We start from the raw sequence: 21,941 nt of genomic DNA on the forward strand, positions 1-21,941 counted from the left end.
TCTCTCACCGTGGCTGTTTCAGCACGCCAATGATTGCCTTGCCATCGGTGAAATAGGGGTCGCCGCCGCCATTGCGGCCGGTCCTGGTGGCGCCGATGCCCGCCATATCGCTGGTCGATGCCAGCAGACCGGCCGCGTTCAGGTCGCCGATCAGGAAGTCGCGCTCGGCATCGATGTCGGGACCGATGTGATGGGTGATCGCGCCCGTGTCGTGGCTGAGGCCGACGCCGCGATCGAAGCTGGCGGCTCCCAACCAGAGTGGACGGCCGTCATCGCCGACCGTTTCCGTCTGCCAGAAACGGACATGGTGGCGTCGGTCCGCACTGTCGCCGACCGGCTTTTCGAAAGCGAGATCCTGGGCGCGGCCTTCGAACAGGAGGCGGCTCATCGGCGCATCGGGATAGGGACGCGAAAACAGGACACTTTCGCCGATATCGATGGCGGTTCTCAAGGTGACGGCATCGGCGGTGTCCCAACCGGCGACGGCGAAGGCATGGACCACCTCTTTCTCGGTGCCGACCAGGCCGACATTGATCGGGTCGCCGGGAATGCCTTGCGGCGTGTGCGTCACCATCTCGAAGCGCTGGTCGCGAAAGCCGCGCTCCCGGAATGTCCAGAATTCCGGCGCCGCGAAATAGGCAAGCGCGAGCCAGGCGGCCAGCAAGGCAGCTACCCAGATTGCTATGCGGCGCTTTATGCTTCGTTGGCCCATTTGCTGCGGCTCGATCCGTGCGTAGCTGTCCTCTGACAGGCCTTGAAAATCAATGGCCAACCGCATGCGGTTGGTCTATCGTCGGCCATCTTTTGCATTGGGTGGGCAGGAATGAGGCTGGGGCGCAGGTCAATGGCGTTGACCGCCGATCTTGTCGCGCGGGTCGAGCGTGTCGAACCCGACCCCGGTCCCGAACCTGGAACCAGCGAGCACACCGATGCGGAGTTCGATGCCTTGGTCGAACAGCTGCTTTCGCAGTACCGGCCCGAAACTCTCTGGGTCTTCGCCTATGGCTCGTTGATCTGGAATCCCGAGTTCGTCCATGTCGAGCAGCGTCCCGCCACGGCGTCGGGATGGCATCGTTCATTCTGCCTCAAACTGACACGTTGGCGTGGGACGCGCGAATTGCCTGCCTTGATGCTGGCGCTGGACCGTGGCGGCAGTTGCAATGGCATCGTCTACCGGCTGCCCGACGAAGATCATTTCGGGCAACTCGGCCTCCTGATGCGCCGGGAGATCGATGCCAACCCACCAACCAACGTGCCTTGCTGGATCAAGGTCAGGACAAACGAAGGGTCGCTGCGTGCCCTGGCATTCGTCGCTGCTCCAGACGGCAGGGCCTATGCAGGACGACTGCCGTTGGAGCAGGTAGCGGATACGCTCTCGCGGGCAGCCGGGCACTGGGGCTCATCGGCGCAGTATCTTTTCCGAACCGTCAGCAAGCTTGAGGAAAGCGGCATCCGGGACAGGAATCTCTGGCGCATCCAGAATCTGGTGGCTCAGCAGATCACTGCTTCAAGCTCAGGCGCCGATCCCGAGTGATATCTTCTTACCGGCAGGCGCGATAGCCGTTCTTGCGGTTCTTGATGTCGAAGTGGAAATGGTTGCGGTGATCGTAATTGTAGCCAGGGCCGAGCACGGTGGTGAAATACTGGCAGCCGTCGGCGCGCACATTGTTGAGGAAGCCGCGGGTGCGGAAGGCGAAGAGGCCGGGCTTGCGCACGTCGATGTCGTCGCCATTGTTGAGCTCGATGCTCATGACGTCAAGCGCGTTGCCCTTGCCGTGCTCGGACAGCACGCCTTCGCCGGCGATGTTGCGGCAGGAATAGCTGGAGCCCTGGTGGATGGTCTTGACGCCGGAAAAATAGCGCCAGCGGGCGGAAGGAACGAGTTCGTTCTTCGTCCAGGCGGCGAAGGTGGCGGCCATGTCGCAGGTCAGCGTTGCGGCCGGCTTCATCTGGATGCTGCCGATGGAAGTGACCTTGACCGGATAGTCGATGCCGCACTGGCCTTCGTGGATCGGCGCCAGGTCGGTATAGGCGACGTCGAGGCGTTTCAGTTGCTGGCGGCAATCGGTTTCGCTGGCCGGTATCTGCTCGACCGGCGACATCGGCTCGTCCATGCGCGGATAGGCGGCCTGCGTCATGTAAGGGTTGGAGGGGACAAGCCGTTGCATGCCCGTATATTGCGGCACCGCCGACGTTTGCGCGCCGACATCGACGGCCGGCTGCAATGACAGCACGCTGCCGGTGTTGCAGGCCGAGACCGCGGCCAGCGCCAGACTGGCGGCCACCATGATTACGGATTTTGATCGGCGCGCAACCCTGGCGGCGGCGCGGAATGTTCCGGCCATCGGCGGAATCCCTGTTCCCAGATATCCGGTATTTTAACGATCAAGGGTAAAGGAAAACTCAGCGCCCGCGTTCATTCCTGAGGCTGAATTGCGGCGCGCTGCCTGTGCGCCTATTTGCAGAACGTGCCGCCGTGCCTGCGTGGCTCGAGATCGAGATGGAAATGCAAGGCGTGATCGGCGTCGGCGCCCGGCCCGAGCACCGTCTTGAACGGCCCGCAGGCGGCCTTGCGCACGGCGTTGAGGAATTTGGCGTCCTTCTCCGGCGGTGACGGGCTGATCTCGATTTTCCTGCCGTCCGACAAGGTGAAGCCGGCGATGTCGAGCGCGTTGCCGAAGGCGTGCTCAGACAGTTTCCTGGTGCCGTGGCGCGGCCGGCAGACGAAGGCCGAGGCCTGGCTGATCGATTTCACCTCCGTGCCGAACTCGGCCTTGGCTGCCGGCTGAACAACATCGGCGGTGAAGCGGGCGGCCGCCTCGGCCATCGAGCAATTCAGCTCGGTGCCGGGACCGATGGCGACCGACTTGTTGAGCGTCTTGATGACGATCGGATAGGGGATCGAGCAGCCGATTTCGGGATCGCTTTCAGCCTTGTGCTCCTCGAATTCGACGCCAAGCGCCTTCAGCCGCTCGCGGCAGGCGACTTCATCGGCAGGCATGTTTTCGCCGGGCCGGTCGGCCGAGCGCGGGTCGGGAAGCATCTTCCTGTCGCCGCCATCCGCCGGTTTTTCTGGCGGCTGCGGTGCCACATCAGGCGGCTCGGCCTGAGGTTCAGCGGTGTTGTCGGGCCTTTGTGTCGGGATAGGCACCTCCGGTGGCGGCTCCGGCTCGCTTTCCGTTTCGACTGACGGCTCTCGGGCTGAAGGTTCGGGGGGTGACGGCTCGGGACGTGCCTCCCTTGCCTGACGGGACTTTTCTTCATTAAGCTGGCTGGATGCGTCCGGGGCCTTTTCCGTCTTTTGCTCTTCCCCCGTTGCGGCGCCGGTCTTTTGAGCGTCCGCGGGACGCGGCTCGGGCACCGGGACATCGGCGGGCGAAGTCCGCTCGTCCGGCGTTTCCTGTTGTGTCTTTTGCGGCTGCCTGCCCCTTGATCTCACGCGCTGCTTGCCCTTCGGCCTAAGCGGCTGGTCCAGGTGCTGCGTCAATGGCTGCGCCATCCTGGGTGATTGCGGCTGGCTATACCTGTGACGATGCCTGGCGTCGGCCGGCGTCACCAGCAGGACCGCCGCCGCCAGAGGCAGCGCCAGGATGCAAAATCGGGAAAAGCTCAGCGTTGCCATCGCTCCGAAACGGCGCCGGCATGCCGAAGTTGCCTGGATGGGCGCTTGCGGCGATCACAATCGGTTACTTCGGCGTTACGCGCCGATCGCTTCGAGGCCTTCCTCCAGCCAGTCGGCGAGCAGCGGCATGCCAAGCAGGTATTTTGCCGTGCGCTTGTTGGCGCGTTCGCGCGCCGCGGCAAGCGCATCCGCCCATTCGGCGGCATCGTAGTCGCCGCGGCCGACCCACGCGAGAGCGACGAGTTCAGCCGCTTCGTCGACGTTAAGGTCGTTGATCAGTTCGCGCAGCTCTTCCTCGGTCAGGTTTTCCGAACTTTCCTCGGCAAGGCCGTCATGATGATGATTGTCGCGCGTGTCCCCATCGAACTCGATCTCGTGTTCGGCGCCGTCGACATAATCCTCGTTGACGGCGGCACTCAGCGCCTTGGCCTTGAGGATGAACAGGCGCACGGTATCGGGGCCGATCGAGAGTTCCCAGTCCTTTTCACGCCGCCGCTGCACGGGCCATCTCCGTCAGTCGTTTGCCGGATGATAGCGGATTTGCGGCATCCGTCACCTGATGTTCTCCACTCGAATTTTTTTCCGGGATGAAACGCGGGGCGCTTGGCGTTAGTGTTGCATTCTCACCCCTCAAGGAGGCTTCGATGCATAAAAGAATGCTGATCCAGGCCGCGACTGCCCTTGTCGCGCTGCAGTTCTTCGCTGTCCCGGTGTTCGCGGCGGGCAGTAGCAGTGGTGGCAGCGACCAGACCGTCACCCAGTGCAAGAAGGGAGAGGTGTGGGACAAGAAGAAGAAAAAGTGTGTCGCCCCCCAGGAAGGCATGCTGGACGACGATAGCATCTATGATGCAGGCCATGCGTTGGCTATGGCCGGGCGCTATGACGAGGCGATCTCGGTGCTCACTCTTGCAGCCAACAAGCAGGATCCGCGCATTCTCAACTATCTAGGCTACTCGCACCGCCATTCCGGACGTGTCACCGTTGGCCTCGGCTACTACGAGGAAGCGTTGCGCATCGACCCGAACTACACGCTGGTGCGTGAATATCTCGGCGAGGCGCACCTGCAGATCGGTGACCTGGCCGGTGCCCAGCAGCAGCTGATGGAAATCGAGAAGCGGACCGGCAAGGATTCGCGCGAATACGGCATGCTGTCCGAGCAGATCGAGCATTTCATGCGGAGCTGATCAGGCTCCCAGGGCTTGTCGAAGCGGCCGCGAGCGATCGCGGCCGCTTTTTTGTTGCCTCCAGCCTCATTGTCTGCCTCCTCTTGGTGAAAGCGGGGATGATTTTTGCAAAACCGATTTTTGGGCGTGAAAAACCCGCTGACATTGCTATATTGGGGGAAATTGTGGTGAAACGGTTCCGTTAGCCCGAGGCTGCCGGACCGTTTTCTTTTTGTACCCATCGACAAGGCTTTCCCCGAAACGCGGGGGTGGCGGCAGGAAAGGTCAGGCATCATGAACAAGGTCCCGATGACAGGCGAGGGGTTCGCGTCATTGAAGGAAGAACTGCGTTGGCGCCAGCAGGAAGAGCGGCCGCGCATCATCGAGGCGATCTCGGAAGCGCGCTCGCATGGCGACCTGTCCGAAAATGCCGAATATCATGCCGCGAAAGAGGCGCAGAGCCTGAATGAGGGCCGCGTCAACGAGCTCGAGGACCTGATCGCGCGCGCCGAAGTCATCGACGTCACCAAGCTCAGCGGCGACAAGGTCAAGTTCGGCGCCACGGTGGTGCTGGTCGACGAGGACACCGAGGAAAAGAAGACCTACCAGATCGTCGGCGACCAGGAAGCCGACGTGAAGTCCGGCCGTATCTCGATCTCCTCGCCGATCGCGCGTGCGCTGATCGGCAAGGAAGTCGGCGACGCCATCGAGGTCAATGCGCCCGGCGGTGCCAGGGGCTATGAGATCGTCCAGGTGCAGTTCATTTAAGGGATTTGGGCAGGGCTTGGCCCTGAGTTGCATTATGCCAATCCAAGGTTTGCGCTGCCCCTCATTGCCCTGCCGGGCATTTCTCCCCGTATAGTGACGGGGAGAAAGACGCCTTCATCGGCGGTTTCGCTAATTTTTCAACATTGCAAGAAGGTGCGCCGGGCGCTGCGCACAGCTGCCTTCTCCCCGTCACTATACGGGGAGAAGGTGCCGGCAGGCGGATAAGGGGCGGCGCTGGCCTTCCGATTGAATTGATTGAGCAAATCAACTTCTACTGGCTACCTGTCCAAGCTCCAGCAGCCTCTCCGCCTCCGCCACCACCTCAGCCGGCGCCAAACGCCCACCAGGAGCGGCAAGCAGTGTCGATGCATAGGGTCCGCGCGGACCGGTCAAACCCGGCTCCGTCGCCAGGAATACCGCGACGGTTGGCAGGCCGAAGGCGCTGGCGAGATGGGTCAATCCCGTATCCGCGCCGATCACCAGCGTCGAGCGGCCGAGGATGGCGGCGATGTCAGCCAGCGGTGACCTTGGCACTACCACCGTGGACGGCACGGCCTTGCCGATCGCTTCCGCCACGGCCTTTTCACGTTCGTTCGACCAGGTGGTAACCGGAATCATGCCGCGCTCGACCAGCAGGCGGGCCGTTCCGATCCAATCTTCGACGGGCCATTTCTTGTCCTCGCGGCTGGTGCCGTGCAGCAGGAAAGCGGTTTTTCCGATGGCGTTGGCCAGAGTGCCGGGTGGCGGCACGATGCCGGAGTTGAGCGTCGACAGATCGGGCTGATAGCCAAGCGCCAGCCCGAACAGCCGCCTTGTCCGCTCGATGGCGTGCAGCTCGCGCGGCACGGTGTAGGTGACGTCATAGAACAGCGTTGCCGAGGGTTCGCGCGCGCTCGACCGGTCGAAGCCGGCGATCGGCGCGCCAGCCTGCCGCGCCACCAGGGCCGATTTCAGCAGGCCCTGCGCGTCGATGACCAGATCATAGCGGCATTCGCGCAACGTGCGGCGCAACGCGGCTGCCTCGCGCCAGGTACCGCCATTGAAAAGCGCCTTGCGCCAGCGCCGGATCGCCACCGTGTGAATCCTAGCGATCGCCGGGTGCAGACCGACGATGCCGGCGAACGCTTCCTCGACGCACCAGTCGAAGGATACGTCCGGCCGGTTCAGGCTGGCATCCTCGACGGCAGGAAAGGTGTGGATGACATCGCCCATCGACGATGTCTTGACGATCAGGACCTTCATGCCGCTGCCGGAAGTTCCAGCAGCCGGTCCGCCGCCGCGGCGACCTGGCCGACTTCCAATGTCTTCAGGCAGTTGAGATGGCCGAGGGGACAGACCTTCTGGTGGCAGGGCGAACAGGAGAGGTGAAGCCAGACCAGTTCGCGGCGTTCCGCCAGCGGTGGCGTATTGTCAGGCGAGGTCGAGCCATAGACGGCGACGATCGGCGTGCCGACGCCCGCGGCGACATGCATCAGCCCGCTGTCGTTGGAGACGGCGAGCCTTGCCGCCGCGATCAGGTCGATGGCGTCCTCCAGTCGCGTCTGGCCGGCGAGGTCGACGGCACCGGGGGCAAGGGCTGCGATCTCCGCCGTCACGGCGCGGTCGTTCTTCGAGCCGAACAGCGCGACCTTCAATCCCTTGCCCATGAACTCGCGGGCCAGGCCGGCATAGCTTTCACTCGGCCAACGCTTGGCCGGGCCGAATTCGGCGCCAGGCATCAGGGCCACAAATCCCTGTGGGGTCAACCCGAAACGGTGGAGCAAAGTGGCCTGGTTGCCTGCATCCACGGTCAGATGAGGCGCGCGAAAACTGCCGCCCTTGGCGAGGCTGAAATAGGCCTGCGCGGTGCGCCGTTTCACAGCGTCCGGCAGCGGCACGATGTCGGTCAGAAGGCCGTAGCGCATTTCGCGCAGATGGCCGAAACGGCGCGGGATGCGGGCAAAGAACGGGATCAGCGCCGATTTCCAGCTGCCCGGCAGGATATAGGCCATGTCATAGCGGCCGCGCAGCAGGCGGCCGAAGCGGCGGCGATGGGTGAATTCGAGCGCGCCGGGCTTCAGCGGAAAGTCGATCTGCTGGCGGATCTCGGGCATGCGCTTGACCAGCGGTGCGGCCCAGGCCGGCGCCAGCACGTCGATCGCGGCGTTGGGATGCAGCTCCTTCAGCGCCGAGAACAGGCACTGCGCCATCACCATGTCGCCAACCCAGCGTGGGCCGATCACGAGGATCGTTGGGCTTTCAGCCATTCGACATAGTCTCTGACACCGGTTTCCACTGTCCGGAATTGGCCATTATAACCGGCCGCGCGCAAACGGGACATATCAGCTTGCGTAAAGCTCTGGTAGCTGCCCTTGAGGTGGTCGGGGAAGGGGATGAACTCGATCTCGCCCTTGCCCAGCGTGTCGATGACCGTCTCGGCGATGGCACGGAAAGGCTGGGCGCGGCCGGTTCCGCAATTGAAAATGCCGCTCGAGCCGCGGTTCCAAAGCCACAGATTGACGTCCGCGACATCGCCGACATGGATGAAGTCGCGGCTTTGCTCGCCGGGTCCGAAGCCGTCATAGGCGCCAAACAGTTTCGGGTTCTGGCCTTGCTCGACCTGGTTGAACAGATGGAAGGCAACCGAGGCCATGGCGCCCTTGTGCGCCTCGCGCGGTCCGTAGACATTGAAGTAGCGCAAGCCGGCCACAGGCGAATGATCGGTGTCGAAAACGGTGCGCCTGACATAGTCGTCGAAGAGTTTCTTGGAATAGGCATAGACATTGAGCGGCCGCTCCAGCTCAGCTTCCTCGCGAAACTCGGACCCGCCACCGTAGACGGACGCGGAAGAGGCGTAGAGGAAGGGCACGCGCAGCGCGAGACACTGATGCAGCAGCCGCTTCGAGTAGGCGTAGTTCACCTCCATCATGAACTTGCCGTTCCACTCCGTGGTGGTCGAACAGGCGCCCTGATGGAAGACGGCCTCGATACGGCCGAGCTCGCCGGCCTCCAGACGTGGCAGGAAGTCATCCTTGTCGAGGTAGTCGGCTATGCTGAGATCTGCGAGATTGGCGATCTTGTGGCCGTCGGTGAGATCGTCGACGACGAGGATGTCGTCATGGCCCTCGGCGTTGAGCGCGGCGACGATGTTAGAGCCGATCATGCCGGCGCCGCCCGTGACGATGATCATGAAGGCCTCTGGTTGCTTGCGATTCCGGTCCTTATAAGGGAGGTCAGCCGGGCTGTCGACAAAGCAGGTGCGGGAGGGCGGGCGCGCATCACAGTGGCGCCCCAAGGCTTTCGCTTCTGTAAATTCGATCCGCAGGCCAGGATCATAGGGGACAAGAATGCCGTCGACCGAATTGCTCATCGCATTTTTCGCCACGACGGCGATCTTCGCCTACATCCCGGGTCCGGCCATGCTTTATGCCGCGGCGCAGACGATGGCGCGTGGGCGCTGGTCAGGCCTGACGGCCGCACTCGGCATTCATCTTGGCGGCTACGTGCATGTCTTTGCCGCCGCCGCCGGCCTGTCTGTGCTGTTCCACGCCGTGCCGCCGCTTTACATGGCGGTCAAGCTGGTCGGCGCGCTCTATCTGATCTGGCTCGGTGTCTCGCTGTTCCGCAAGCGCGTCGAGGGCGACGTGGCACTGCCCGCGATCGAGCGCAAATCGGCGCGCCGCGCTTTTTTCGAAAGCATCACCGTCGAGGTGCTCAATCCGAAAACCGCGATCTTCTTCATGGCCTTCCTGCCGCAGTTCATCGACGCCTCGGCGGCCTTCCCGGTCTGGCTGCAATTCGTCGTGCTGGGCACTATAGTCAACCTGATGTTCTCGTCGGCCGACGTTGTCTGCGTGTTCCTGGCCGGCCTCGTGATCGGCCGGCTGCGGCGGTCGAGCCGGGCGCAGCGCCTTATGCAGCGGGCCGGTGGCGCGGTGCTGGTCGGGCTCGGCGTCCACGTTGCCCTGCAGAAGAGCTGACGGGCATCGCCGTTGCGCCGGCTCGAATTGCGGTATATCGGCAGGCATGAACGGCCGCCAGCCGACCCCTATATTCCAGAGACGGTTTTCCAAGCGCGTTGCCAGTGACATGATCAAGCACAATCCGCCTTCACCCGAACCCCTGCACCGTGCCATTGCGCGCTTTGGCGACGTCGCCGTGCTGGTGGTCGGCGACATCATCCTCGACCGCTTCGTCAACGGCGTCATCGAGCGCATCTCTCCGGAAGCGCCGATCCCGGTGTTGCACGGGCGCGGCGAGACCTCGGCGATGGGTGGCGCCGGCAATGTCGTGGCCAACATCATCTCGCTCGGCGCGCGCGCCATTCCGGTTTCGGTGGTGGGCACCGACACGGCCGGCAACAGCCTGGTGCGGATGCTGGGCGAGCTTGGCGCCGACACGGCAGGCCTGGCGCAGCAGGGTGGTCGCATGACCTCGTCGAAGAGCCGTTTCAGCGCACTGAACCAGCAGGTGCTGCGCTTCGACGAAGAAGAGATCAAGCCGCTCGGCGAAACGGAGCGGGCCGGATTGATCCGGCATTTTCGCGCCGCACTCGCGGCGGCCGACATCGTCATCCTGTCCGATTACGGCAAGGGCATCCTGCTTGATGGCGTCGCCGCCGAACTGATCGCCATCTGCCGCGAGGCGGGCAAGCCGGTGCTGGTCGACCCGAAGGGCAGGGACTATGCGCGCTATGCAGGCGCGACCGCCATCACCCCCAACCGCAAGGAGCTTGGCGAGGCCGTCGGCCGTGCGGTGTTCGCCGATGACGAGATCGTCGCGGCGGCCCGCGAGCTGATCTCGGCGCACGGCTTCGACTTTGTCGTCGCCACACGCAGTGAAAAAGGCATGAGCGTCGTCGGGCCGGATGAGGCGCGCCACATCGCCACCCAGGCGCGCGAAGTGTTCGACGTCTCGGGCGCGGGCGATACGGTGATTGCAACATTCGCGCTGGCCCTTGCGTCGGGTGCCGATCCCGTCGCGGCGGCCTCGATCGCCAATGCCGCCGGCGGGGTTGTCGTGGGAAAACGCGGCACCGCGCGGCTGACGGTCGAGGAACTCACCGGCGCGCTGTTCCGCTCGCATGGACCGACCGCCCACAAGGACGCCATCCTCGATGCCGCGTCGGCCGCGCGCATGGTGGCGGCCTGGAAGGAAGAGGGCCTGAGCGTCGGCTTCACCAATGGCTGTTTCGACATCCTGCATGCCGGCCATGTCAGCCTCTTGCACGCGGCGCGCAGCCAGTGCGACCGGCTGGTGCTTGGCCTGAACAGCGATGCCTCGGTGCGGCGGCTGAAGGGGCCGGGCCGCCCGGTCAACGATCAGCACGACCGCGCCTGCGTGCTCGCGGCCCTGGCCTCGGTCGATGCCGTCGTTGTCTTCGAGGAGGATACGCCGCTGGCGCTGATCGAGGCGCTGCTGCCCGACATACTGGTCAAGGGCGCGGATTATACGATCGACACCGTGGTCGGCGCCGATGTCGTCCAGAAGGCGGGCGGACGCGTCGTGCTGGTCGATCTCGTCGCCGGCAAGAGCACCACCGGCACCATCGGAAAACTGCGCGCGGGCGGCAGCACCAACTGAGGGTTTCATGTCTGAACTGAATGACTATCTGGTCCGCTCGGCGGCCGCGATCACGGCGATGGTCGAGCGTGACCTGACCGGCGAGATGGAGCGCGCGGCGAGCGCCGTGGTGACGGCGCTTGCGTCGGGCAAGGCCTTCCTGATCGCCGGCAATGGCGGTTCGGCCAGCGATGCCATCCACATAGCCGGCGAACTCGTCGGCCGTTTCCTCAAGGAGCGCAAGGCCTACAATGTCATAGCGCTGCCGGCCAACGCGGCGGTGCTGACCGCCTGGGGCAATGATTACGGCTTCGACACGGTGTTTTCGCGCCAGGTCGAGGCGCATGGCTCGGCCGGTGGCGTGCTTCTGGCGATCTCGACCAGCGGCAATTCGCCGAGCATTCTCGCCGCCGCCGAACAGGCGCGGATGATGGACATGACGGTGATCGGCCTGACCGGCGACACCGGCGGCAAGCTCAAGCCGCTGTGCGATATCCTGCTCAACGTGCCGTCGACCTCGACGCCGATCATCCAGCAGGGGCATCTGTGCCTTTACCACCATCTGTGCGAGGTGGTCGAAACGCGCCTGCACAATGGCTGACGGGGTATTGCACCCGCTGGTCGAGCCGGGGGTGTGGATCGAGCGGATCGGCGACCGGGTTTTTCCGCAGCACGTGCCGGCGCTGTTCCTCGACCGCGATGGCACCATCAACATCGATACCGACTATCCCAGCGATCCGGCCGAGATCGAGCTCAGGCCGCCGATGCTGGCGGCGATCGCAGCCGCGAACGAGGCCGGGATTCCGGTTGTCGTGGTCACCAACCAATCCGGCATAGCGCGCGGCTATTTCGGCTGGAGCGTCTTCGCCGCGGTGAACGGCCGCGTCCTCGATCTGCTGCACGATCAGGGCGTGTTCGTCGACATGGTGCTTGCCTGCGCCTACCACGAGGCGGGTGTCGGGCCACTGGGCGTATCGGATCATCCAATGCGCAAGCCCAATCCGGGCATGCTGATCGAGGCGGGTAAACGCCTTGACCTCGATCTCCAGCGCTCGCTGATCGTCGGCGACAAGCTGGCCGACATGCAGGCGGGAAAGCGTGCTGGCCTGGCACAGGGCTGGCTGGTCGACGGCCAGGCGGCGGTTCAACCCGGCTTCGCCATCAGGCCCCTGCGGGACAGCTGCGACCTCGGTGGCCTGCTCGCAGCCATTGAAATGCTCGGCCGGTACAACAGGTCCTGAGCCAGGACAGGCAGCTCATACAGGATCGTTGCGTTCAGAGGCTTCGTAGAGCTTGGCTTCGGTGGCGAAGGAATAGATCATCACCGACATCGAGTAGACGAAACCGTGCCGGCCGCACAGGAAGTAGCGCTTGGCCAGGTAGAATTTCAGGAAATTGCCGAACGGCGACAGCACCAGCCGCACCAGGCCGGGCTTCTTGCCCTTCTCGACCAGCGTGACGGCCTTGAGGCCGGAATAGGCGTTGGCCCGGGCAAGATCCTCCTCGACCGATATTTCGCGGCGATGCAGCAGGACGCCCTCTTCGATCGTGCCGGTCTCGCCCGGCACGTGGAAAGCTTCGTGCACCCGCGCGGTGAGATCCATGGTGGCGCCTTCCCGGCGGAAAAGCCGCATCAGCCTGTTGTGCAGCACCCAGCGGTGCGCATACCCGTAGCCCTTCAGCCAATCGCGGCGGCGGATGTACCAGCCGCTGACCTTGTTATCGGCAGCAGCCTGCGTGATGGCCACGATCGACTGCCGTAGCTGGTCATCGACGCGCTCGTCCGGGTCGATCGAAAGACACCAGGGCTGCGTGGCATGGTCGAGCGAGAATTGCCGCTGACGGGGAAAGCCCGGCCAGTCATTGTGCAGCAGCTTTATCGGGTAGCCCTTGGCGATATAGCCTTTCACGCATTCGACGGTGCCGTCGGTCGAGCCGGAATCGACAACGATGATCTCGGCGCAGAAATCGATGCTTTCCAGGCACGGGCCGATCATGTCGGCCTCGTCCACGCAGATGATGAGCGCCGAGACCGGGCTTGCAAATCGAGTCATGGTCCCCTTCCCATGGCGGGCCGTCCCCGGAGCAGACGCTGCTTTTGCCATCTGTTCTTACGCAATCCCGGGCGGAAAACCGTTACACATTTTTCCAGCAATTGCTTGAGAAACCAATCAGGCGGTCAGTTCAGCGGCGAAGTCCGGCAGAGCCGTCCAGCCTTGTACATCAGCCTCTGTCGAATACCAACGCGGCACCGGTGTGGCGGAGACCAGGAATTCGCGGGCGCGCGGGCGGTCGTCCGGTTCAGGGGCGCTCGAAGGAGACCAGGCCTTCATCCTTGACCCGGCGGATGGTGAGCGCGGTGCGCACCGTGTCGACATTCGGCGTCGAGGTCAGTTCCTCGATGACAAACGTCTGGAAGGCACCGAGGTCGCTTGCCACGCAGTGCAGCAGGAAATCGGATTCGCCCGAGACCATCCAGGCATCGCGCACGATCGGCCAGCCGCGCGTGCGCTCGGCGAAGGTGCGCAGTTCGGCATCGGCCTGATGGTGCAGGCCGACCAGGCAGAAGGCGACGACATCGAGGCCGAGCGCCGGGGCGTTGAGCAGCGCGCGGTAGCCGCGGATGATGCCGGCTTCCTCCAGCCGCTTGACCCGGCGCAGGCAGGGTGGGGCGGAAATGCCAACGCGGTTCGACAACTCGACATTGGTCATGCGTCCGTCGGCCTGCAATTCGCGCAGGATCTTCCAGTCGATGGCGTCGAGGTCGGCTTTCAGGGGCATGGTTGTCTCTGCTCGGCGCAAGAATCTTTCGCGATTTTGTAATTAAACGACTTTTGTGTTGGCGCCAGCCCTCATCAACGCGATTTTTGAACCGTAACGAAAGCGGCGATCATGCGAATAACCGCTTGGGCCGAAGCTTTCCGGGGACGACGGCCCGTTCGTCTTGCTGGCGTGGTTGGCAACCCTTACATTAAGCGCGAATTCCACGTCTTTCTCCAAGGCACCCCCGATTGTCCGCCCCGCTGAGGCTTTAAATGACCACCAAGCACGCGCCTGTTCTCATCATCGGTTCCGGCCCTGCCGGCTATACCGCGGCGGTCTACGCCGCGCGCGCCATGCTGAAGCCGATGCTCGTCGCCGGCCTGCAGCAGGGCGGCCAGCTGATGATCACCACCGATGTCGAGAACTATCCCGGTTTCGCCGACCCGATCCAGGGCCCGTGGCTGATGGAACAGATGCTCAAGCAGGCCGAGCATGTCGGCACCGACATCATCAACGACATCATCACCGAGGTCGACCTCAACGTGCGGCCGTTCCGCGCCAAGGGCGACTCCGGCACGACTTATACCGCCGATGCGCTGATCATCGCCACCGGCGCGCAGGCCAAGTGGCTGGGCATCCCGACCGAGCAGGATTTCATGGGCTTCGGCGTCTCGGCCTGTGCCACCTGCGACGGCTTCTTCTATCGCGGCAAGGATGTCGCTGTGGTTGGTGGCGGCAATTCGGCGGTGGAGGAAGCACTCTATCTGTCGAACCTCGCCAAGAGCGTGACGGTCATCCACCGGCGCAGCGACTTCCGCGCGGAGCGCATCCTGCGCGAGCGGTTGCTGCAGAAGGAGAATGTCCGCGTCATCTGGGATACGATCGTCGACGAGATCACCGGTCGCCCCGGCAAGGCGCCGCTGCCGCCTTCAGTCGAGGGGCTGAAGCTCAAGCATGCGGTGACCGGCGCCGAAAGCCACCTCAAGGTGGATGGCGTGTTCGTGGCGATCGGCCACGCACCGGCCGTCGAACTGTTCGTCGGCAAGCTGAAGCAGAAGCCGAACGGCTACCTCTGGACGGCACCGGATTCGACCCGCACCGACGTGCCCGGCGTGTTCGCCGCCGGCGACGTGACCGACGATGTCTATCGCCAGGCGGTGACGGCGGCGGGGCTTGGCTGCATGGCCGCGCTCGAGGCGGAAAAGTATCTGGCCGGCATCGAGGTGCATCGCGAAGCAGCGGAATAGATGCCGCTGTAGGTTGTTAAAAAAACGGCTTAAAGACGCCGTGTAAAAGCCTGATTTTTCATTCAGACGCCAAACAGAACGAGGGGAATCATGGCGTTGGACTGGGACAAGCTACGCGTGTTTCACGCTGCGGCGGAAGCGGGGTCGTTTACGCACGCGGCCGAGACATTGCACCTGTCGCAATCGGCGATATCGCGGCAGGTCAGTGCGCTCGAGCATGATGTCGGCGTGCCGCTGTTCAATCGGCATGCGCGCGGCCTGGTGCTGACCGAGCAGGGCGAGATGCTGTTCCGCACGGCGCATGACGTGCTGATGAAGCTCGAGACCATCAAGTCACGCCTGACCGAGACAAAGGACCGGCCTTCCGGCGTGCTCCGCGTGACGACGACCGTCGGCCTCGGCGCGGGCTGGCTGACCGAGCGGGTGCAGGAATTCATCGAGCTCTATCCCGAAATCAGCCTGCAACTGATCCTCGCCAACGAGGAACTCGACCTCACCATGCGCCAGGCCGACTGCGCCATCCGGCTGCGCCAGCCGCAGCAGCCGGACCTGATCCAGCGCCGCCTGTTCACCGTGCATTTCCACCTGTACGCGGCGCCGTCCTATGTCGCCAAGCATGGCAAGCCGGCCTCGGTCGCCGAGCTCAGAAACCATCGCATCGTCACCTTCGGCCTGCCGGTGCCGTCGCATCTGTCGGAGTTGAACTGGCTGGAGACGGTCGGCGATTTCGAGGGCGGCCAGCGCGTGCCGTCGCTGCAGATCAACGACATATTGTCGATCAAGCGCGCCGTGCAGGGCGGCGCCGGCATCGCCATGTTGCCGGACTATGTGATCAGTAAGGACTCCGGCCTGGTGCAGTTGCTGCCGGAAACCGAGGTGCCGTCCTTCGACACCTATTTCGCCTATCCCGACGCGATGAAGAACCAGGCCAAGCTGCACGTGTTCCGCGACTTCATCATTGCCAAGGCCAGAAGCTGGTCCTTCTGAGGGCATTCAGCCTGACCTGAACCTCGACATGCCCTGGGCGGCGCTGCTCGCTGCTCGTCAACCGCGCCAGGGTGTCAGGCGCGGCAGCCAGCCAGGGACGTTGCGGCGGTAGGTTTCATAGTCGGCGCCGTAGCGGCTTGCGAGCGTGGGCTCCTCGTAGAAGCTGACGAAGGAGCCCATGGCTATCGCGCCGATGACGGCATAGGCGACAAGCGTCCAGTTCGAGAACAGCAGTGCCTGGCCAAGGATGATCGACAGCACGGCGACATACATTGGGTTGCGGACATGGCGATAGACGCCGCCGATCACCAGCTTCTCGGTCGGCGCGATGGGGGCCGGCGTGCCCAACCCCTCCAGCGCGAAGCGGGCGAAGGCATGCAGCAGCACGGCGGCCGCGGCGACGATGAGGAGGCCGCCGGCAAGGACAAAGCCCGGTATGGTGGACCACGGCAAGCCCCAACGGTCGCTGAGCAGCCAGGGGACAAGTCCGGCAACCACACCGGGCGCCGCGATCAGGAAAACGCCGCTGCCGGCAATGGCTGAAAAAGGACGCATTGGCTGCTTCCCGCCTGGTTGCCTCAGAATTGAACGGCCGCTGCCTGATTCCAGGTCATCAGGAGTTTTCGGCATTTTGGAGCAAAATCGGCCTGGATTGACGCTTTTCACAACGACAAATGGTCCCCGGCGCGCTCCGTTCTGCGAATTCTGCTGGTCCTATTGGCTTTCGGAATGGGTTAGACCACAGCCTGCGTCTTTTTGCATGCGTGTGTTGCAAAATAGATGCTTGTTTCTTGGGCATGATGAGCAGATACATACATCATCTCCTGGGCGCGTTCTCCTCCCATTAGCGCCCTCGAGTGTTCCCCTCTGGAGGTTAGCCTTAACAGGCACTTCCAATCAAACTCAGCCGGATCTTCGTTGATCCGGCTTTTTTGTTGCCCGGACCTTGCCGGGGCGACCGAGGAATTCACCAGAATTGCCACGTAACAGTGTCATGTAACCTCTGGTAACATGACAACGAAGCCTTCCGATGCTATGTAGAGGCTAGGACGCGGTGTGGTTCGGACGAGGGATGGGGGCATCACTCGGACGGCCCGGGCTCAGGCGGCTACCGCGTCCGAACCTCTTTCCGCCGAAATCCGGCGACGGCATATGCGGCGGACCTGCCGTTTCTCCTCCCAAGAAAACGGTCCGCAAACAAAACGGCGTCCGGCCCCCCGGGCGTCGTTTTTGGTTTTATGCATGTCACTGTCCCGAGGCCGCGGCTCACTCTTGGGCGGCATGCGTCGGTCCCGCTGGTCATGAGCTTCCCCAACTTTGACGCCGCCCCTCACTGTCCCGCCAGCCACCTCTCCCCGTACACAGCGAGAGGTGGCGGATAGCGGCGAAATCAGGCGGCCTTGCCGTTGGTGTTCATCGCTTCGTCGGCGAGACGGCCGGTGAGTTCGGCCATGTGGTCGAAGGCGGCGCGATAGCTGGCGACGCCCGCCGTTGCCGAGCGCAGCTCAATGATCAGGTCGCCGATCTCGGCTTGCGGCATGGTCGCCTCGACGACATCCCATCCGGGCCAGCCGGGCCGGGCGTCATAGCCGAGGATCTGGCCGCGCCGCTGCGGGATGAGCGCGATGATCTTCGAGGTCGCGTCCGACGGCGTGACGATCTCGACTTTCATCACCGGCTCCAGAAGCACCGGCGAGCAGGCGGCCATGCCTTCCTTCATGGCGAGCTTCGCAGCCATCTGGAAGGCCATGTCGGAAGAATCGACCGCATGATAAGAGCCGTCCGACAGGTTGACGGCGACGTCGACCACGGGGAAGCCGAGCGGGCCGGTCTTCAAGTAATCGCGTATGCCTGTTTCGACCGACTGGATGTAGGTCTTGGGCACGACGCCGCCGGTGATGGTGTCGGTGAACTGGAAGCCGGAGCCGCGCGGCAGCGGCTTGATCTCGATCACCACATCGCCGAACTGGCCGTGGCCGCCCGACTGCTTCTTGTGGCGGCCACGCTGCTGCGCCGATTTGCGGATCGTCTCGCGATAGGGCACGGCCGGGGCATGACCTTCGACCGGGATCTGGTTCTTGCCCTCCAGCCGCTCGCGCACGACGCGCAGATGCATCTCGCCATGGCCAGACAGCACCGTCTCGGCCGAGTCCTGGTTGTGGCGCAGGCTGAGCGAGGGGTCCTCCTCCGCCAGCCGCTGGATGGCGGCCGACATCTTGACCTCGTCCTTGCGCTCCTTCGGCCGCAGCGCGAAAGCGAATACCGGCTGCGGTGGCTCGAATGCGAACAGCTGTTTGGTGCCGCCCTTGGCCGAGGTCAGCGTCTGGCCGGTCTTGACCTCGTCAAGCTTGCCCAGCGCCACGGTGTCGCCAGCCTTCGCGGCGGTGAGCTTGAACTGGTCCTTGCCGAGCATCTTGTAGATGCCGGAAACCTTCGCCGTCTCACCGCCGGGCAGCCAGAGTTCAGAACTGTCGGCGACCTGGCCGGACAGGATGCGCGACACCGACAGCTTGCCGCCATGCGGTGTGTGGATCGTCTTCATCACCTGGACCAGGGTGGCGCCACCGTCGGGGGCGCCAAGCCGCTTGCGGGTGGCCTCGATGTCGGGTGCGTCGTGGCGGATCGTCTTCAAGAGGCGCAGCACGCCATTGCCCTTCTCGGCGGTGCCGATCAGCACCGGCGTCACCACGCCATCGCGCAGGTCGGCGGCAAGGTCGTCGAAGATGGCGTCCTTCGGCGGCTCGATCTCCTCGAGCAGCTGTTCCATCAGCTGGTCGTCATGGTCGGCCAGGGTCTCCAGCATGGAGAAGCGTGCCTCCAGTTCGCGCGCCTTGTCGTCGCCCGGTATCTGGGCCACCTCGCTTTCGGCGTACTCGCGGTAGATGTAGGCACGCTCCAGCGCCAGATCGATCGAACCGATGACGACGCCGTCCTTGCGAAGTGGAATCTGGCGCAGCAGGAGCGGCACCGAGCTTGCCGGCTGCAGCATCTTCAGCGTGTCGCGCACGCCCGCTATCGCCTTGTCGACCTTGTTGAGGAACAGGATGCGCGGCACGCCGAGATCGTCGAGCTTGCGCATGATGAGCTGCAGGGCGGGAATCTTCTTTTCGTCGGCCTCGGCCACGACCACCGCGAGGTCGCAGGCGGCCAGCACCGGCTCGGCCTCGAAGGAGAATTCGATCGAGCCGGGACAATCGACGAAGGTGATCTGCTCGCCCATGAATTCGGTGGTGGCGACGGTCGCCTCGACGCTCATGGCGTGGGCGCGTGCTTCCGGCGAATGATCTGAGACAGTACTGCCCGAGGAGACCGGGTTCTGGCGGGGAATGGCGCCCGTACGGGCCAATATGGCTTCGAGAAGTGTCGTCTTACCGCTTGCAAAGGGACCGACTATGGCAATGCATTTCGGTCCCGTGCGTCGTCCTCCGGCGCGAGTACCCATGGCTGACCTCCACTCAGGCGTTTCCCTAGGGACCGACTGGCATGCATGGTTCAGGCGTGGTCAATCGGTCCTGAGCGGCGGCCGGCCTGTTCGACCGTCGCGGGCGGGGTTCTTTTCTTGTCGCCACCTGCCCTGTCGCATCGTCCCACTTGTTTGCCGGCAGGGCAAGGAAAATAGAAATCGGGTGCCCGCACAGTGCCCTCAGGCGCTCAGCGCCATGGGTCCGGCATCATCGATGGCGCGCAAGGGGCCCATCTTGTCGCGCGGCGCCGGCCTGCCGAAGAAATAGCCCTGGAAACGGTTGCAGCCGGCGGCCTTGGCCAGCGTGAACTCTTCTTGTGTCTCGACACCCTCCGCCACGATGGTGACGTCCTGGATGCGCGCGATCTGCGCCAGCGCCGAAACGAAGATCTGCGCCACCTGGTCATGGGCAAGGCTGCGGATGTAGGAGCGATCGATCTTGATGCTGTCGATGGGCAAGGTCTTCAGATAATTGAAGCCGCAATGGCCGGTGCCGAAATCGTCGAGCGCGATGTGGAAGCCGAGGCCGCGCAACGCTTCGAGGCGCCGCAGGATCTCTGGCGTTGCGGCGGTTGCCACCGTCTCGGTAATCTCGATGATGAATTGAGCCGCCGAACGGCCGGTTTCCTTCAGCACGCGGTCGCACATGGTGACGATCTCGTCGCGCTTCAGCTGCTCGCCAGAGACATTGATCGAGATGCGGCGCCCGGGGAAATGGCCGATATCGGCGCAAGCCCGCTTGAACACCCATTCGCCGAGCATGTCGATCAGGGTCGAGCGTTCGGCGATGGGGATGAACTCGGCCGGGGAGATCAGGCCGCGAACCGGATGGCGCCAGCGGATCAGGCCCTCGAACGCATAAATGGACCCGTCCGGGTTGACGATAGGCTGATAGTGCAGCTCGAGCTCGCCGAGATAGACCGCGGCGCGCAATTCCCGCTCAACCAGGCGGCGGTAGCGCTTGTCGGACAGCATCTCCTCGTCGAACACGGTGACGCGGCCACGGCCCGCCGCCTTGCTCTCATAGAGCGCCAGGTCGGCAACCAGCATCAGTTCCGTCGTGTTCGAGGCATGGGCCGGCGCCAGTGCCACGCCAATCGAGATGGAGAGCGGAATGATCTTGCCTTCGTGTGATTTGCCGGCCCGCATGGCATCCAGCAATTGCCTGATATCCTTGTTGATGGCGGCGAGATCGCCGTGCGGGATGATGACGCCGAATTCGTCGCCGCCGAGCCGGCCGACCATGCCGCCGGCAAAGATGCGCTCGGTGGTCTTGACGAGATGCGCCAGGGTGCGGTCGCCGAACTGATGACCGAAGGTGTCGTTGAGCTGCTTGAAATGGTCGAGGTCGATCAAAAGCAAGGCCGCATCGCGCCGGTCGCGCATGGTGCCCAGGCTGTTGCCGAGCGCTTCCAGGAAATAGCGGCGGGTCATCGCCCCGGTCATCGCGTCCCTGGTCAGGAAATGATGCTTTTCCGCCTCGGCGGCGGCGGCGGATCTCAGGCTGTGAACGACGCTGCTGCGCATGTACATCAGCGCCAGCAAGGCGAGCCCCGTGGCCAGGATCGAGACCGCGTAGGCGCTGTTGGAGGGCAGGTTTTCCGACATCTCGGCGGTGCCAAGCAACGCGGCGCCGATGCTGATCAAAAGCAGGGCCTGGATGGCGCGGTAGATCCGGCCGCTATGGTCCTTGATCGTCGCCAGTATGCTCATCTCATCGCCCCCTGCAATGCAGGCTCACGGCTAGTGCGCAGCCGTTAAGAAGACATTGAATTCGCCCTTGTTTCGCCTTGTTGCGCCATGCGGGAAAGGTTCATGGTTAAGGAGAGAAAACCGCGTCTTCGTGATGGCGGGCCGAACGGCCGGTTGCGCCTTGGGTGATATCGGCCGAGAATGCGGTTTGCCCCGATGAGCGGGTCGCCTCACCACCAGTTTCAGGATCAGACGATGAAGATCATTGCTTGCGGCAGCGTGCCGACCATCATAGCGCCGGACAAATACTTCACCGGCCGGGTTCTGCAGACGCCGATCATCGAGACGGAGGCCCCGGCGCGGCTGAGGGCGACGCTGGTGAGCTTCGAGCCGGGCGCGCGCACCCACTGGCACACGCATCCGTTTGGCCAGACGCTCTACGTCACCTCTGGCGCCGGCCTTGCCCAGACATGGGGTGGCCCGATGCAGGAGATCAGGGCAGGCGACACCATCTGGTTCGCGCCTGGTGAGAAGCACTGGCATGGCGCGGCGCCGAAATCGGCGATGACGCATATCGCCATGCAGGAAGCGCTCGACGGCGTCGCTGTCGACTGGCTGGAAGCGGTTTCGGGCGAGCAGTACGGCAACTGAGCGCCGAGGCTTGCGGAAAACCCGGCGATGGCGCCGGGTTTTCA

The 21,941-nt window shown here is 63.8% G+C and carries 22 protein-coding genes; 10 read left to right on the plus strand and 12 right to left on the minus strand.

Annotated features, from left to right (window positions below):
* Positions 1 to 4: 4 nt before the first annotated feature.
* Positions 5 to 712: an LssY C-terminal domain-containing protein gene (locus MesoLj_RS12565; RefSeq protein WP_202326180.1), complete on the minus strand. Its 708-nt coding sequence runs from the start codon at positions 710 to 712 to the stop codon at positions 5 to 7.
* Positions 713 to 823: 111 nt separating this feature from the next.
* Here MesoLj_RS12565 and MesoLj_RS12570 point away from each other — a divergent pair, with 111 nt between their 5' ends.
* Positions 824 to 1,534 (plus strand): gamma-glutamylcyclotransferase, encoded by a 711-nt coding sequence (locus tag MesoLj_RS12570; RefSeq protein ID WP_202327263.1) that lies wholly within the window; start codon positions 824 to 826, stop codon positions 1,532 to 1,534.
* 7 nt (positions 1,535 to 1,541) lie between these two features.
* On the opposite strand, the gene MesoLj_RS12575 is transcribed toward MesoLj_RS12570, so the two are convergent.
* From MesoLj_RS12575 to MesoLj_RS12585, 3 genes are all read right to left on the minus strand, one after another.
* Positions 1,542 to 2,345, minus strand: a complete 804-nt coding sequence (locus MesoLj_RS12575) for an extensin-like domain-containing protein (protein ID WP_202326181.1) — start codon at positions 2,343 to 2,345, stop codon at positions 1,542 to 1,544.
* Positions 2,346 to 2,455: 110 nt separating this feature from the next.
* A complete protein-coding gene (locus tag MesoLj_RS12580; RefSeq protein WP_202327264.1) occupies positions 2,456 to 3,499 on the minus strand; it encodes an extensin-like domain-containing protein in 1,044 nt (347 codons plus the stop codon).
* A 198-nt stretch (positions 3,500 to 3,697) separates the two neighbouring features.
* The gene (locus MesoLj_RS12585; RefSeq protein ID WP_140774775.1) at positions 3,698 to 4,123 is read right to left on the minus strand and encodes a DUF3775 domain-containing protein; all 426 of its coding nucleotides are present in this window, start codon (positions 4,121 to 4,123) and stop codon (positions 3,698 to 3,700) included.
* 143 nt (positions 4,124 to 4,266) lie between these two features.
* Here MesoLj_RS12585 and MesoLj_RS12590 point away from each other — a divergent pair, with 143 nt between their 5' ends.
* Entirely contained in the window at positions 4,267 to 4,806 is a 540-nt protein-coding gene (locus MesoLj_RS12590; protein WP_140774689.1) for a tetratricopeptide repeat protein, read from the plus strand.
* Positions 4,807 to 5,079: 273 nt separating this feature from the next.
* A complete protein-coding gene (greA, locus tag MesoLj_RS12595) occupies positions 5,080 to 5,553 on the plus strand; it encodes a transcription elongation factor GreA (protein ID WP_008877613.1) in 474 nt (157 codons plus the stop codon).
* A gap of 264 nt (positions 5,554 to 5,817) precedes the next feature.
* Here the strand turns inward: greA and waaC are convergent, their stop codons facing one another.
* From waaC to rfaD, 3 genes are read right to left on the minus strand one after another with little or no spacing between them, the layout of a single operon-like run.
* On the minus strand, positions 5,818 to 6,795 hold the full coding sequence (waaC, locus tag MesoLj_RS12600) for a lipopolysaccharide heptosyltransferase I (RefSeq protein ID WP_202326182.1): 978 nt from the start codon (positions 6,793 to 6,795) through the stop codon (positions 5,818 to 5,820).
* Entirely contained in the window at positions 6,792 to 7,799 is a 1,008-nt protein-coding gene (waaF, locus tag MesoLj_RS12605; protein ID WP_140774687.1) for a lipopolysaccharide heptosyltransferase II, read from the minus strand. Before waaF ends, waaC begins: the two co-directional genes overlap by 4 nt.
* Positions 7,772 to 8,722, minus strand: coding sequence for an ADP-glyceromanno-heptose 6-epimerase (gene rfaD / locus MesoLj_RS12610; RefSeq protein WP_202326183.1), 951 nt, complete (start codon positions 8,720 to 8,722; stop codon positions 7,772 to 7,774). The genes waaF and rfaD overlap by 28 nt, the downstream gene beginning before the upstream one ends.
* Positions 8,723 to 8,879: 157 nt before the next feature.
* On the opposite strand from rfaD, the gene MesoLj_RS12615 reads away from it, so the two are divergent.
* The 4 genes from MesoLj_RS12615 (at position 8,880) to gmhB (ending at position 12,335) form a co-directional block, all read left to right on the plus strand.
* Entirely contained in the window at positions 8,880 to 9,512 is a 633-nt protein-coding gene (locus MesoLj_RS12615; RefSeq protein WP_140704947.1) for a LysE family translocator, read from the plus strand.
* A gap of 109 nt (positions 9,513 to 9,621) precedes the next feature.
* Entirely contained in the window at positions 9,622 to 11,115 is a 1,494-nt protein-coding gene (gene rfaE1 / locus MesoLj_RS12620; protein ID WP_202326184.1) for a D-glycero-beta-D-manno-heptose-7-phosphate kinase, read from the plus strand.
* A gap of 7 nt (positions 11,116 to 11,122) precedes the next feature.
* On the plus strand, positions 11,123 to 11,695 hold the full coding sequence (locus MesoLj_RS12625; RefSeq protein WP_140774684.1) for a D-sedoheptulose-7-phosphate isomerase: 573 nt from the start codon (positions 11,123 to 11,125) through the stop codon (positions 11,693 to 11,695).
* Positions 11,688 to 12,335 carry a D-glycero-beta-D-manno-heptose 1,7-bisphosphate 7-phosphatase gene (gene gmhB / locus MesoLj_RS12630; protein ID WP_202326185.1) on the plus strand — a complete coding sequence of 216 codons (648 nt, stop codon included), beginning with the start codon at positions 11,688 to 11,690 and terminating at the stop codon, positions 12,333 to 12,335. The genes MesoLj_RS12625 and gmhB overlap by 8 nt, the downstream gene beginning before the upstream one ends.
* 15 nt (positions 12,336 to 12,350) lie before the next feature.
* Here the strand turns inward: gmhB and MesoLj_RS12635 are convergent, their stop codons facing one another.
* Together MesoLj_RS12635 and MesoLj_RS12640 are read right to left on the minus strand one after the other, a co-directional pair.
* Entirely contained in the window at positions 12,351 to 13,148 is a 798-nt protein-coding gene (locus MesoLj_RS12635; RefSeq protein WP_202326186.1) for a glycosyltransferase family 2 protein, read from the minus strand.
* Between the two features lie 247 nt (positions 13,149 to 13,395).
* Positions 13,396 to 13,875 (minus strand): Lrp/AsnC family transcriptional regulator, encoded by a 480-nt coding sequence (locus tag MesoLj_RS12640; protein ID WP_019860544.1) that lies wholly within the window; start codon positions 13,873 to 13,875, stop codon positions 13,396 to 13,398.
* Positions 13,876 to 14,129: 254 nt separating this feature from the next.
* Between MesoLj_RS12640 and trxB the strand changes: the two genes are divergently transcribed.
* Together trxB and MesoLj_RS12650 are read left to right on the plus strand one after the other, a co-directional pair.
* Positions 14,130 to 15,104 (plus strand): thioredoxin-disulfide reductase, encoded by a 975-nt coding sequence (trxB, locus tag MesoLj_RS12645; RefSeq protein ID WP_056578751.1) that lies wholly within the window; start codon positions 14,130 to 14,132, stop codon positions 15,102 to 15,104.
* A 90-nt stretch (positions 15,105 to 15,194) separates the two neighbouring features.
* Complete coding sequence (locus MesoLj_RS12650; RefSeq protein WP_027044146.1) at positions 15,195 to 16,091, plus strand: LysR family transcriptional regulator; 897 nt, start codon at positions 15,195 to 15,197, stop codon at positions 16,089 to 16,091.
* A 57-nt stretch (positions 16,092 to 16,148) separates the two neighbouring features.
* Here MesoLj_RS12650 and MesoLj_RS12655 read toward each other — a convergent pair whose 3' ends face one another.
* The 3 genes from MesoLj_RS12655 to MesoLj_RS12665 all read right to left on the minus strand — a co-directional run bounded on the left by MesoLj_RS12655 (position 16,149) and on the right by MesoLj_RS12665 (position 21,267).
* A complete protein-coding gene (locus tag MesoLj_RS12655) occupies positions 16,149 to 16,646 on the minus strand; it encodes a methyltransferase family protein (protein ID WP_202326187.1) in 498 nt (165 codons plus the stop codon).
* An 835-nt stretch (positions 16,647 to 17,481) separates the two neighbouring features.
* Positions 17,482 to 19,533 carry an elongation factor G gene (locus MesoLj_RS12660; protein ID WP_140774679.1) on the minus strand — a complete coding sequence of 684 codons (2,052 nt, stop codon included), beginning with the start codon at positions 19,531 to 19,533 and terminating at the stop codon, positions 17,482 to 17,484.
* Between the two features lie 201 nt (positions 19,534 to 19,734).
* Positions 19,735 to 21,267, minus strand: a complete 1,533-nt coding sequence (locus tag MesoLj_RS12665) for a putative bifunctional diguanylate cyclase/phosphodiesterase (protein WP_202326188.1) — start codon at positions 21,265 to 21,267, stop codon at positions 19,735 to 19,737.
* Positions 21,268 to 21,501: 234 nt separating this feature from the next.
* Between MesoLj_RS12665 and MesoLj_RS12670 the strand changes: the two genes are divergently transcribed.
* Positions 21,502 to 21,897, plus strand: coding sequence for a (R)-mandelonitrile lyase (locus MesoLj_RS12670; protein WP_202326189.1), 396 nt, complete (start codon positions 21,502 to 21,504; stop codon positions 21,895 to 21,897).
* Positions 21,898 to 21,941: the final 44 nt, after the last annotated feature.

Source organism: Mesorhizobium sp. 113-3-9 (assembly GCF_016756515.1).
Classification (GTDB): domain Bacteria; phylum Pseudomonadota; class Alphaproteobacteria; order Rhizobiales; family Rhizobiaceae; genus Mesorhizobium.

Coding starts and splice junctions, on each gene's coding strand:
- trxB (WP_056578751.1), top strand. CDS start 14,130: ATGACCACCAAGCACGCGCCTGTTCTCATCATCGGTTCCGGCCCTGCC.
- MesoLj_RS12625 (WP_140774684.1), top strand. CDS start 11,123: ATGTCTGAACTGAATGACTATCTGGTCCGCTCGGCGGCCGCGATCACG.
- MesoLj_RS12660 (WP_140774679.1), bottom strand. CDS start 19,533: ATGGGTACTCGCGCCGGAGGACGACGCACGGGACCGAAATGCATTGCC.
- MesoLj_RS12575 (WP_202326181.1), bottom strand. CDS start 2,345: ATGGCCGGAACATTCCGCGCCGCCGCCAGGGTTGCGCGCCGATCAAAA.
- greA (WP_008877613.1), top strand. CDS start 5,080: ATGAACAAGGTCCCGATGACAGGCGAGGGGTTCGCGTCATTGAAGGAA.
- MesoLj_RS12590 (WP_140774689.1), top strand. CDS start 4,267: ATGCATAAAAGAATGCTGATCCAGGCCGCGACTGCCCTTGTCGCGCTG.
- MesoLj_RS12565 (WP_202326180.1), bottom strand. CDS start 712: ATGGGCCAACGAAGCATAAAGCGCCGCATAGCAATCTGGGTAGCTGCC.
- waaC (WP_202326182.1), bottom strand. CDS start 6,795: ATGAAGGTCCTGATCGTCAAGACATCGTCGATGGGCGATGTCATCCAC.
- MesoLj_RS12580 (WP_202327264.1), bottom strand. CDS start 3,499: ATGGCGCAGCCATTGACGCAGCACCTGGACCAGCCGCTTAGGCCGAAG.
- waaF (WP_140774687.1), bottom strand. CDS start 7,799: ATGGCTGAAAGCCCAACGATCCTCGTGATCGGCCCACGCTGGGTTGGC.
- MesoLj_RS12635 (WP_202326186.1), bottom strand. CDS start 13,148: ATGACTCGATTTGCAAGCCCGGTCTCGGCGCTCATCATCTGCGTGGAC.
- MesoLj_RS12570 (WP_202327263.1), top strand. CDS start 824: ATGAGGCTGGGGCGCAGGTCAATGGCGTTGACCGCCGATCTTGTCGCG.
- MesoLj_RS12670 (WP_202326189.1), top strand. CDS start 21,502: ATGAAGATCATTGCTTGCGGCAGCGTGCCGACCATCATAGCGCCGGAC.
- gmhB (WP_202326185.1), top strand. CDS start 11,688: ATGGCTGACGGGGTATTGCACCCGCTGGTCGAGCCGGGGGTGTGGATC.
- MesoLj_RS12655 (WP_202326187.1), bottom strand. CDS start 16,646: ATGCGTCCTTTTTCAGCCATTGCCGGCAGCGGCGTTTTCCTGATCGCG.
- MesoLj_RS12615 (WP_140704947.1), top strand. CDS start 8,880: ATGCCGTCGACCGAATTGCTCATCGCATTTTTCGCCACGACGGCGATC.
- rfaD (WP_202326183.1), bottom strand. CDS start 8,722: ATGATCATCGTCACGGGCGGCGCCGGCATGATCGGCTCTAACATCGTC.
- MesoLj_RS12640 (WP_019860544.1), bottom strand. CDS start 13,875: ATGCCCCTGAAAGCCGACCTCGACGCCATCGACTGGAAGATCCTGCGC.
- MesoLj_RS12650 (WP_027044146.1), top strand. CDS start 15,195: ATGGCGTTGGACTGGGACAAGCTACGCGTGTTTCACGCTGCGGCGGAA.
- MesoLj_RS12665 (WP_202326188.1), bottom strand. CDS start 21,267: ATGAGCATACTGGCGACGATCAAGGACCATAGCGGCCGGATCTACCGC.
- rfaE1 (WP_202326184.1), top strand. CDS start 9,622: ATGATCAAGCACAATCCGCCTTCACCCGAACCCCTGCACCGTGCCATT.